Source organism: Streptomyces sp. BR123, from assembly GCF_013401435.1.
In the GTDB taxonomy this organism is placed as follows: domain Bacteria; phylum Actinomycetota; class Actinomycetes; order Streptomycetales; family Streptomycetaceae; genus Streptomyces.
Genome location: NZ_JACBGN010000259.1, coordinates 1 through 9,866, shown reverse-complemented (window position 1 = coordinate 9,866; position 9,866 = coordinate 1). Strand labels below are relative to the sequence as shown.

Here is a 9,866-nt window from a genome sequence, read left to right as displayed (position 1 = left end):
GGTGGGGGTGGGCCTTCGGCTACCGGCTCGCGGGTGGTGACCGAACCCGTCCGTACCGTGGCGCCGATTCACGTGCGTACGGACACCCAGCCGGTCAGCGCAGTCCAGCTGGCCGGGGCCACGTCGAGGACCGGGCCGCCCTCGACCTTCGAGTCACGGACGTGGACGACGTGGGGGCAGGCGGCCACCTCGACGCAGGCCCCGCCTTCGTCGCCGCTGTGCCTGGAGGTGCGCCAGGGGGCGGAGACCTCGACGCAGGCATCGCCCTCGTCGCTGCTGTAGCTGGACTTCCGCCAGTCGTAGGCGACCTCGACGCACTGGCCGCCCTCGTCGCCGCTGTAGCTTGACTTGAACCACTTCAGTGCGGTGCTCATAGCTCTCCTAGCAGCCGGTCCAACAGGCCCTTGGTATCAACCACGTTGAGGGCCTGGGATCGCAGCATCGCATACTTCTGCGTAAGGATGCTGACCTCGTTCGGGTCGCGTACGAGGATGCTGCCGCGCTGTGTCTCGGAGTAGGCGAGGTGCTGGAACGCGGGAGTTTCCAGCAGGGTAAAGGGGCCGTTCAGGCCTGCGTGGGTAGTGAGACCCAGGGGCAGGATCTGAATCGAAATGGCCGGCCGGTCGGCACAGGCCCGCAGATGACGCAACTGCTCGAAGTAGACCTCGTCCCCGCCGATGCGGTCCCGCAGAGGAGCTTCCCAGATCACGAAGGACAGGGTGGGCGGTACGGGTCGACGCAATATCTCCTGTCGCCGGATTCGGCGGGCGGTCTGGAGCTCGATCTTCTCCTCCCCCACGAACGGCACCCGACAGGACAGCACCGCCCGCGCATAGGCCTCGGTCTGGAGCAGCCCCGGAACGGTCATGGTGTCGAACCAGGACAGCGCGAGGGCCTCGTGCTCGCGCTCGAAGTACTCCTCGGCCCAGGCCGGGATCATGTCGACCTCCGGCATCCGCAGGGCGGCGACGGTGAGCACTCCGGGGAGCCCGAGTGCCCGGTCCATCCGCTCGGCGACATCGGGCATCAGGACGCGCCGCCCCTGCTCGATGGAGGCGATGGTCTCCATGTCCATATTGATCAGGTCGGCGAGCGCGCTCTGTGTGAGCTTCTTGGCGATCCGTCCGGTGGCGACCTGCTCGCCGATCATCTTCATCGCGGTCGCGTTGGGCCGTGGCGCCCTCTTCCTCGGTGGCATACGCGTGCACTGCCACCCGCGGTGGCGTCTCACACCGGACCGACCCGTACTCCTCAATGAGTACGGGTCGGCCCACTGCCCTGCCGGATTACGCCTCGAACGGACATGCGGCGGTTCGGCAGCGCCCCGCCAGGGGCGCGGGGAACTGCGCGATCAGCCCACCACCGGGCCGCAGACGACCGGAGCACTCAGCCGGACGGCGTCGGCGACGGGCTCGGCACGGAGCGGACCAGCTCGCCCAGCGTCGGCACCGATTCCGGGCGGGAGCGGACGGCGTCCGTGCACTCCCAGGCGCGCGGCGGGTCGGCGTCCGGGCCGCCGAGGACCACCGGGCCGGGGCCGGCCGAGACGGTCTCGCTGCCCGCGAGGGTGCACACCACCTGCGCCAGGGCCACCGGCAGCAGGTCCTCCGGCTTCTTGCTGAGCCGGACCGTCCCCGCCGGGTCGCCCGGCCGGGCCGCGGCGACGGTCAGCCCGCCCGGGACGGCGCTGGTGAAGCCCGCGTCGCGCTCCTCCTGCGAGGGCTCCCGCTCCAGCGCCTCCAGCAGTGCCTCGGCCGCCAGCAGCGCGGGGTCACTCGTCGGCTTCTTCTCGGCTATGGGGACGACCCGCTCGACGCCGACCAGCTGCGAGCCGCACACCAGTTCCACGGTGGCCCGGAAGCCCTGTGCGCTGCCCTGCTGGGCCGGTATGTCGCAGGACACCCGGGAGGGCGCCGGGCCGACGTCGACCGGGACGGTCGTGGCCCGGATCCCGCATCCGGCCGTGAGGGACGCGAGCCCCCACAGCACCGCGGCCGCGGCCGCCCCCCTACGCCTCGTTCGCGTCGCCACCGGCGATCACCTTTCCCACGTCCACCGGCAGCCGCAGCGTGAACAGTGCGCCGCCGCCCTCGGCGTTCGCCGCGGTGATCTCGCCGCCGTGGATGTGTGCGTTCTCCACGGCGATGGACAGGCCCAGGCCGCTGCCGTCCGACTTCGGGCGGGAGGCGCTGGCCTTGTAGAAACGGTCGAAGACGTGCGGCAGCACTTCCTCGGGGATGCCCGGCCCGTTGTCGCGCACCGCGATGACGAGCCAATCGTCCTCGACGCGTACCGACACCCGCACCGGGGACCCGCCGTGCTTGAGGGCGTTGCCGATGAGGTTGGCGAGGATGACGTCGAGGCGGCGCGGGTCGAGGCGGGCCATGATGCCGCGCTCGGCGTCGAGTTCGACCGCGTCGAGCCAGGCCCGCGCGTCGATGCAGGCCGTGACCTGGTCGGCCACGTCCACGTCGTCGATCACGAGGCGGGCGGTCCCGGCGTCGAAGCGGGTGACCTCCATCAGGTTCTCGACGAGGTCGTGAAGGCGCCGGGTCTCGCTGACGACCAGCGTCACGGCCGGCGCGATCATCGGGTCGAGGTCGTCGATCTCCTCCTCCAGCACCTCGGCGACCGCCGTGAGGGCCGTGAGGGGCGTGCGCAGTTCGTGCGACATGTCGGCGACGAAGCGGCGGCTGGCCTCCTCCCGCGCGCTCATGTCGGCGACCTTCTTCTCCAGGGCCTCCGCGGTCCGGTTGAAGGTGCGGGACAAGTCGGCGAGTTCGTCGTTGCCGGAGACGTCCAGCCGGTGGTCGAGCTCGCCCTCGCCGAGACGGCGGGCGGCGTCGCCGAGCCGCTGGACGGGCCTGAGGACCGTACGGGCGGCGGCCTGCGCGAGGAGCGCGGAGCCGAGCAGGGCGAGCCCGGTCGCGATGGTCAGGGACCAGCCGAGCGCGTTGAGGTCGTCGCGCTCCTGGGCGAGGGACTTGTACATGTAGCCGGTGGGGCCGCCGCCGACGATCCGGGTGCCGCCGACCAGGTAGGGGTTGCCGCCGGGCTTCGTGCGCTGCCAGTACACGTGGTACTCGGCCTCGCTCGCCGCGGTCGGCTTCTGCCGGTCGTTGACGGCCCGCCGGAGGCTCTCGGGAACGTCCTCCAGCCGGAAGGAGTCGGGGCCGGCCGCGCCGAACACCATGCGGTGGTCGGCGCGTTCGTCCACCAGCAGCACGCTGTACCCGGGGCTGCTGCCCGCCATCAGGTCGGCGGTGCGCTGGAGCTCCTCGGGGGTGGGGTCGGCGGGCAGGGCGGCCGCCCGCAGCTGCATCTCCTGCCGGAAGTCGCCGAGGGCCGCGTCCTGGGTACGGGTGAGCACCGCCTCGCGGTTGAGCCAGTACGCGATGCCGGACGCGGACACCGCGGCCGCCAGGGCGACGAGGGAGAACACCATGAGGAGTCGCAGCCGCAGGCTGGTCCAGCGCCGGCCCGCGAACAGAGCTTTGATCACTGCGGGGAGTCCAGGCGGTAGCCGACACCCCGTACGGTGCGGATGAGGGTGGGCGAGGAGGGCACTTCCTCGACCTTGGCGCGCAGCCGCTGGACGCAGGCGTCCACGAGCCGCGAGTCGCCGAGGTAGTCGTGCTCCCAGACCAGCCGCAGCAGCTGCTGCCGCGACAGGGCCTGACCGGGCCGCCGGCTGAGCTCCAGCAGCAGCCGCAGCTCGGTCGGCGTCAGCTGGAGGTCCTCGCCGTTCTTCGTCACCGTCATCGCGGCCCGGTCGATGACCAGGGACCCGAAGACGGCGGAGTCGTTGGCCTCGCGCTCGCCGCGGCGCAGCACGGCCCGGATCCGGGCGTCGAGCACCCGGCCCTGGACCGGCTTGACGACGTAGTCGTCGGCGCCGGACTCCAGGCCGACCACCACGTCGATGTCATCGCTGCGCGCGGTGAGCAGGATGATCGGCAGCTGGTCGGTGCGGCGGATCCGCCGGCACACCTCGAAGCCGTCGATCCCGGGCAGCATCACGTCCAGCACGATCAGATCCGGCCGCTGCTCGCGGAGCAGCTTCAGGCCGTCCTCGCCCGTCGCCGCAGTGGCCACACGGTGGCCCTGGCGGGTCAGGGAGAGTTCGAGGGCCGTGCGGATGGCGTCGTCGTCCTCGATCAGCAACAGGAAAGGCACGGCCACATTCTGTCCCATGTGCGGTTGGTAGTTCGACCGTCGCGCACGGGGCGTTCTCGCCGGGGTGGCTGTGACAGGCCTGTGACAGTCGACGGACACCCCGGTTAAGTCCGCCGTGCAGTCTTTAACCAACGCACCGAGCATGACGCGGAACCAGGAACCGAAAAGCAGACTCCACGACGGGGGGCGCGGGATGAACACGCTGCACAGCACCACCACCAGCGCGGTTGTCACGCGGCTGCACGATGTGAGCCGCCGGGCAGGCGCCCGTTCGGTGACGGTCGCCCGTCCCCGGCCGGCGCACACGGTGGCCATCGACGCGAAGACGTACCGGCCGGCCGCCCCGGTTCCGGCCGCGCTCCCCGAGCCGCGGCTGTCCTCCTCCTCGGAGGCGGAGTTCACCGCGTACGTCCAGGAGCGGCGAGCCGCACTGTACGCGACGGCCTTCCACCTGACCGGCGACCGGTACGAGGCCGAGGACCTGCTGCAGAGCGCGCTGTTCTCCACGTACCGGGCCTGGGACCGGATCAGCGACAAGGCGGCCGTCGGCGGCTACCTGCGGCGCACGATGACGAACCTGCACATCAGCGCCTGGCGCCGGCGCAAGCTGAACGAGTACCCGACGGAGGAGCTGCCGGAGACGGCGACCGACGCGGACGCCATGCGCGGTACGGAGCTGCGCGCGGTGCTGTGGCAGGCCCTGGCCCGGATCCCGGAGCCGCAGCGCACGATGCTGGTGCTGCGCTACTACGAGGGCCGGACGGACCCGGAGATCGCGGAGATCCTCGGGATCAGCGTCGGCACGGTGAAGTCGAGCATCTGGCGCTCGCTGCGCCGCCTGCGGGACGACGAGGCGCTGAGCTTCGGCCGCGACGAGGCGGAGTCCTTCGAGGAGCTCGTCGCGTAACACGCGGAGCCATCACAGAGCCAATGGCCGGGGGGCCGTCCTACGGGGGTGGGGCGGTGGCCATGGGGGGAAACGCGCGGGATCAGTCGGTCGGGGGTCCGACTGATCCCGCGCACCTTTTTGTACGGGGGTCTGTCCGGGGCAACGGCGGGTCGCGCGGTTCCCCGCGCCCCGTGCGGGGCGCTGCGAACCGCAGCCGGCTTCCGCCGCGGCCGCTCAGACGGCGGCGGCGGTGCTCGGCGAGCGGTGGCGGCCTGCGGCCGCGGCCGCGAGCCGGCCCAGGGCCTCGTCCCGGCCGCAGGGGTGGGCGCCGAGGGCGACGTGCCGGGCGACGATGCCCCGCTCGGCCCGCATCAGGCGCAGGCCGCGCCGCAGCAGGAACAGCACCGACTTGCGGCCCTCGCGCAGATCGCGCAGCAGGCGGCGGCGGAACGTGGTGGACGGGCGGCCGCGCAGGCAGAGGGCGTCGGCGAGCAGCCCGAGCTCCTGGCAGCGGCCCGCGATGTCGGCCGCGAAGATCCCCTCCGCGATGAACAGCGGGGTCCGGGAGATGTCGAAGGTCTCCGTGCCGGTCCGCGACGAGGTGGCGATGTCGTAGACGGGGACCTCGGTACGGCCGGTGCGGCACAGCTGCGCGATGGCCTCGACGGCGACGTCGGCGTCCCACGACAGCGGGGAGTCCCAGTCGATGTCCGAGCTTCCCTCCACCAGGGGGAGGGTCGGGTCGTCGCCCTCCTTGTAGAAGTCGTCCAGGCGCAGTACCGGCAGCCCGGAACGGGCGGCCAACGACGACTTTCCGGAACCTGAAGGTCCGGTCAACAGGACGACACGCGTAGGCAAAGGAGAGGAGGCGCTCACGGAACACCAGTCTGACGCATTCCCCCGCGCGTGGGATGCCATCCGGTACTCGTTGGTATCGAGGATCACACCTCCACTACGCTGCGTGCGCACGCGACCACGATCACAAGGGATCCCCATGGCACGTCACGCAGCCCCCGGCACCTCCTCCGCACTGCGCTCCGCGGGCCTCACGGTCTCCATGGCCGGCGCAGCCCTCGCGATGGCCGCGGGCGGCGCCCAGGCGGGTGAGCTGTCCGTTCCGGCGGCCGTCGCCGGGGTCCTCAACCCTGTCGCGGACGTCGAGGTGAACCCGCTCGCCGGGACGGGCGTGGACCCGCTGGACAACGGCATCGCCACGAAGGTGGCGGACTTCCCGCCGGTCGGCACCGGCATGGTCACCGGCGCACTCACCCGGGGCCCGTCGATCGCGGAACTCCCCGACGCGGCGGTGGGCTCCCTCCTCGGCCCCCTGAACGGCGGCGGGTAGACACCGGGCTGCGGAAAGGGGCAGCCCCGGCAGCACGGGGGTTTGCTGCCGGGGCCGGCCTGTGGGGCGGCGTCAGTAGGACGAGCCCGAGGCGCCCAACGAGCCCGTCGGGTGCCAGACCGTCTTGGTCTCCAGGAACGCCGTCATGCGCGCCGTGCCCTGGTCGCCCGTCCAGTCGTCCACAGGCTGTGGACGCAGGACGCGCTTCAGGTTGTCGGCGGCGGCGATCTCCAGTTCCTTGGCGAGGGCCGCGTCGGCACCCGCCAGGTCGATCGCGTTGACGTCCTGGTGGGCCGCCAGGTGCGGGCCCATCTCGGCCGCCTTGCCGGACAGGATGTTGACGACGCCGCCCGGCAGGTCGGAGGTGGCCAGCACCTCGCCCAGGGACAGCGCCGGCAGCGGGGCCTGCTCGCTGGCGATGACGACCGCGGTGTTGCCCGTCGCGATCACCGGGGCGATCACGGAGACCAGCCCCAGGAAGGACGAGGCCTGCGGGGCGATGACCGCGACGACACCGGTCGGCTCGGGGGTGGAGAGGTTGAAGTACGGGCCCGCGACCGGGTTGGCCCCGCCCACGACCTGGCCGATCTTGTCGGTCCATCCCGCGTACCAGACCCAGCGGTCGACGGCCGCGTCCACGACCGCCGCGGCCTTGGACTTCGACAGCCCCTCGGCCTCGCCGACCTCGCGGACGAACTGGTCGCGGCGGCCCTCCAGCATCTCGGCGATGCGGTAGAGGATCTGGCCGCGGTTGTAGGCGGTCGCGCCGGACCAGCCGCCGAAGGCCTTGCGGGCGGCGACGACCGCGTCACGGGCGTCCTTGCGGGAGGCCAGCGGGGCGTTGGCCAGCCAGTTGCCCTTGGAGTCGCTCACCTCGTACACCCGGCCGCTCTCGGAGCGGGGGAACTTGCCCCCGACGTACAGCTTGTAGGTCTTGAAGACGCTCAGACGGTTCTGCTCAGACATCGAGGTAGCCCTCCAGGCCGTGACGGCCGCCTTCGCGCCCGAAGCCCGACTCCTTGTAGCCGCCGAAGGGAGAGGTCGGGTCGAACTTGTTGAACGTGTTGGCCCAGACGACACCGGCGCGGAGCTTGTTCGCGACCGCGAGGATCCGCGAGCCCTTCTCCGTCCAGATGCCGGCGGACAGGCCGTACTGGCTGTTGTTGGCCTTGGCGACGGCCTCGTCCGGCGTGCGGAAGGTCAGCACCGACAGCACCGGTCCGAAGATCTCGTCGCGGGCGATGGTGTGCGCCTGGCTGACGTTCGTGAAGACCGTCGGGGCGAACCAGTAGCCGGCGGACGGCAGCTCGCACGCCGGGGACCAGCGCTCCGCGCCCTCGGCCTCGCCGGTGTCCGCGAGGGCGGTGATCCGGGCGAGCTGCTCGGCGGAGTTGATCGCGCCGATGTCGGTGTTCTTGTCGAGCGGGTCGCCCAGGCGCAGGGTGCTCAGGCGGCGCTTGAGGGAGTCCAGCAGCTCGTCGTGGATCGACTCCTGGACCAGCAGGCGGGAGCCCGCGCAGCAGACCTGGCCCTGGTTGAAGAAGATGCCGCCGACGATGCCCTCGACGGCCTGGTCGATGGGGGCGTCGTCGAAGACGATGTTGGCGCCCTTGCCGCCCAGCTCCAGGGTGAGCTTCTTGCCCGTGCCGGCGACGGTGCGGGCGATCTCCTTGCCCACGGCGGTGGAACCGGTGAAGGCCACCTTGTCGACGCCCGGGTGGGCGACGAGGGCCGCACCCGCGTCCCCGTAGCCGGGGACGATGTTGACGACGCCCTTGGGCAGGCCCGCCTGGCGGCAGATGTCCGCGAAGAACAGGGCGGACAGCGGGGTCGTCTCGGCGGGCTTGAGGACGACGGTGTTGCCGGTGGCCAGCGCCGGGGCGATCTTCCACGCCAGCATCAGCAGCGGGAAGTTCCACGGGATGACCTGGCCGGCGACGCCCAGCGGACGCGGGTTCGCACCGTAGCCGGCGTGGTCGAGCTTGTCGGCCCAGCCCGCGTAGTAGAAGAAGTGCGCGGCGACCAGCGGGAGGTCCGCGTCGCGGGTCTCCTTGATCGGCTTGCCGTTGTCGAGGGTCTCCAGGACGGCCAGCTCGCGGCTGCGCTCCTGGATGATCCGGGCGATGCGGAAGAGGTACTTGGCTCGCTCGGAGCCGGGCAGCGCGGACCACTTCTCGAAGGCCTTGCGGGCGGCCTTGACGGCGCGGTCGACGTCCGCGGCACCCGCCTGGGCGACCTCGGCGAGGACCTCCTCGGTGGCCGGCGAGACGGTCTTGAAGACCTTGCCGTCGGCGGCGTCGGTGAACTCACCGTCGATGAAGAGGCCGTAGGAGGGGGCGATGTCGACGACCGACCGGGACTCGGGAGCCGGGGCGTACTCGAATACAGATGTCTGCTTGTCCATGTTCACGGGATCTCAGTCCACCGTCACGTAGTCGGGACCGGAGTACCGGCCGGTGCTCAGCTTCTGGCGCTGCATCAGCAGGTCGTTGAGCAGGCTGGAGGCGCCGAAGCGGAACCACTCGCTGGTCAGCCAGTCCGCGCCCGCGGTCTCGTTGACCAGGACCAGGAACTTGATGGCGTCCTTCGTGGTCCGGATGCCGCCGGCCGGCTTCACGCCGATCTGGATGCCGGTCTGCGCCTTGAAGTCGCGGACGGCTTCGAGCATGAGCAGCGTGTTGGCGGGGGTGGCGTTGACGCCGACCTTGCCGGTGGAGGTCTTGATGAAGTCGGCGCCCGCGAGCATGCCGATCCAGGAGGCGCGGCGGATGTTGTCGTACGTCGACAGCTCGCCGGTCTCGAAGATGACCTTGAGGCGGGCGGCGGTGCCGTCCGGGCGGACGCAGGCCTCCTTGACGGCCTTGATCAGCTCGTACGTCTCCAGGTAGCGGCCGGCGAGGAAGGCGCCACGGTCGATGACCATGTCGATCTCGTCGGCGCCGGCGGCGACGGCATCACGGGTGTCGGCGAGCTTGACCGGCAGCGCGGCGCGGCCGGCGGGGAACGCGGTGGCGACGGACGCGACCTTCACGTCGGCGCCGTTCAGGGCGGCCTTGGCGGTGGCCACCATGTCCGGGTAGACGCAGACCGCGGCGGTCATGGGCGTCGTACGGTCGGTGGGGTCGGGGTTGACGGCCTTGGCGGCGAGCGACCGGACCTTGCCCGGGGTGTCGGCACCCTCGAGCGTGGTCAGGTCGATCATCGAGATGGCCAGGTCGATGGCGTACGCCTTGGCCGAGGTCTTGATCGAACGGGTACCGAGGGCGGCCGCGCGGGCCTCCAGGCCGACGGCGTCCACGCCGGGCAGCCCGTGCAGGAACCGGCGCAGCGCACTGTCGGACGTCGTCACGTCGGCGAATGCGGGGGTGGTGGGCATGGTCACCACACGAGCATATCTACGCGCGTAGCTGCCTGTCACCCCCTTCGGGTGCACATCTGTGCGGAGAGGGGCCCATT

The 9,866-nt window shown here is 71.4% G+C and carries 11 protein-coding genes; 2 read left to right on the top strand and 9 right to left on the bottom strand.

What is annotated here, in order from left to right; translation table 11 throughout:
• Positions 1-68: 68 nt before the first annotated feature.
• The 5 genes from HYE82_RS28865 to afsQ1 all read right to left on the bottom strand — a co-directional run bounded on the left by HYE82_RS28865 (position 69) and on the right by afsQ1 (position 4,176).
• Positions 69-374, bottom strand: a complete 306-nt coding sequence (locus HYE82_RS28865) for a DUF397 domain-containing protein (RefSeq protein WP_179177117.1) — start codon at positions 372-374, stop codon at positions 69-71.
• Entirely contained in the window at positions 371-1,156 is a 786-nt protein-coding gene (locus HYE82_RS28860) for a helix-turn-helix transcriptional regulator (protein ID WP_256987853.1), read from the bottom strand. The genes HYE82_RS28865 and HYE82_RS28860 overlap by 4 nt, the downstream gene beginning before the upstream one ends.
• A gap of 230 nt (positions 1,157-1,386) precedes the next feature.
• Entirely contained in the window at positions 1,387-2,031 is a 645-nt protein-coding gene (locus HYE82_RS28855; RefSeq protein WP_179177115.1) for a hypothetical protein, read from the bottom strand.
• Entirely contained in the window at positions 2,009-3,445 is a 1,437-nt protein-coding gene (locus HYE82_RS28850) for a cell wall metabolism sensor histidine kinase WalK (protein WP_256987854.1), read from the bottom strand. Before HYE82_RS28850 ends, HYE82_RS28855 begins: the two co-directional genes overlap by 23 nt.
• Before the next feature lie 53 nt (positions 3,446-3,498).
• Positions 3,499-4,176: a two-component system response regulator AfsQ1 gene (gene afsQ1 / locus HYE82_RS28845; protein WP_179177120.1), complete on the bottom strand. Its 678-nt coding sequence runs from the start codon at positions 4,174-4,176 to the stop codon at positions 3,499-3,501.
• Positions 4,177-4,369: 193 nt separating this feature from the next.
• On the opposite strand from afsQ1, the gene HYE82_RS28840 reads away from it, so the two are divergent.
• On the top strand, positions 4,370-5,083 hold the full coding sequence (locus HYE82_RS28840; RefSeq protein ID WP_179177113.1) for a SigE family RNA polymerase sigma factor: 714 nt from the start codon (positions 4,370-4,372) through the stop codon (positions 5,081-5,083).
• Positions 5,084-5,299: 216 nt separating this feature from the next.
• Here HYE82_RS28840 and HYE82_RS28835 read toward each other — a convergent pair whose 3' ends face one another.
• Positions 5,300-5,983, bottom strand: coding sequence for a uridine kinase (locus HYE82_RS28835; protein ID WP_179177119.1), 684 nt, complete (start codon positions 5,981-5,983; stop codon positions 5,300-5,302).
• A gap of 76 nt (positions 5,984-6,059) precedes the next feature.
• Between HYE82_RS28835 and HYE82_RS28830 the strand changes: the two genes are divergently transcribed.
• On the top strand, positions 6,060-6,410 hold the full coding sequence (locus HYE82_RS28830; RefSeq protein ID WP_179177112.1) for a hypothetical protein: 351 nt from the start codon (positions 6,060-6,062) through the stop codon (positions 6,408-6,410).
• A gap of 72 nt (positions 6,411-6,482) precedes the next feature.
• Here the strand turns inward: HYE82_RS28830 and HYE82_RS28825 are convergent, their stop codons facing one another.
• From HYE82_RS28825 to deoC, 3 genes are read right to left on the bottom strand one after another with little or no spacing between them, the layout of a single operon-like run.
• Positions 6,483-7,376, bottom strand: a complete 894-nt coding sequence (locus tag HYE82_RS28825; RefSeq protein ID WP_179177111.1) for an aldehyde dehydrogenase family protein — start codon at positions 7,374-7,376, stop codon at positions 6,483-6,485.
• Positions 7,369-8,814: an aldehyde dehydrogenase family protein gene (locus HYE82_RS28820; RefSeq protein WP_179177110.1), complete on the bottom strand. Its 1,446-nt coding sequence runs from the start codon at positions 8,812-8,814 to the stop codon at positions 7,369-7,371. Before HYE82_RS28820 ends, HYE82_RS28825 begins: the two co-directional genes overlap by 8 nt.
• 12 nt (positions 8,815-8,826) lie before the next feature.
• Positions 8,827-9,786, bottom strand: coding sequence for a deoxyribose-phosphate aldolase (deoC, locus tag HYE82_RS28815; protein WP_179177118.1), 960 nt, complete (start codon positions 9,784-9,786; stop codon positions 8,827-8,829).
• Between the last annotated feature and the right edge of the window lie 80 nt (positions 9,787-9,866).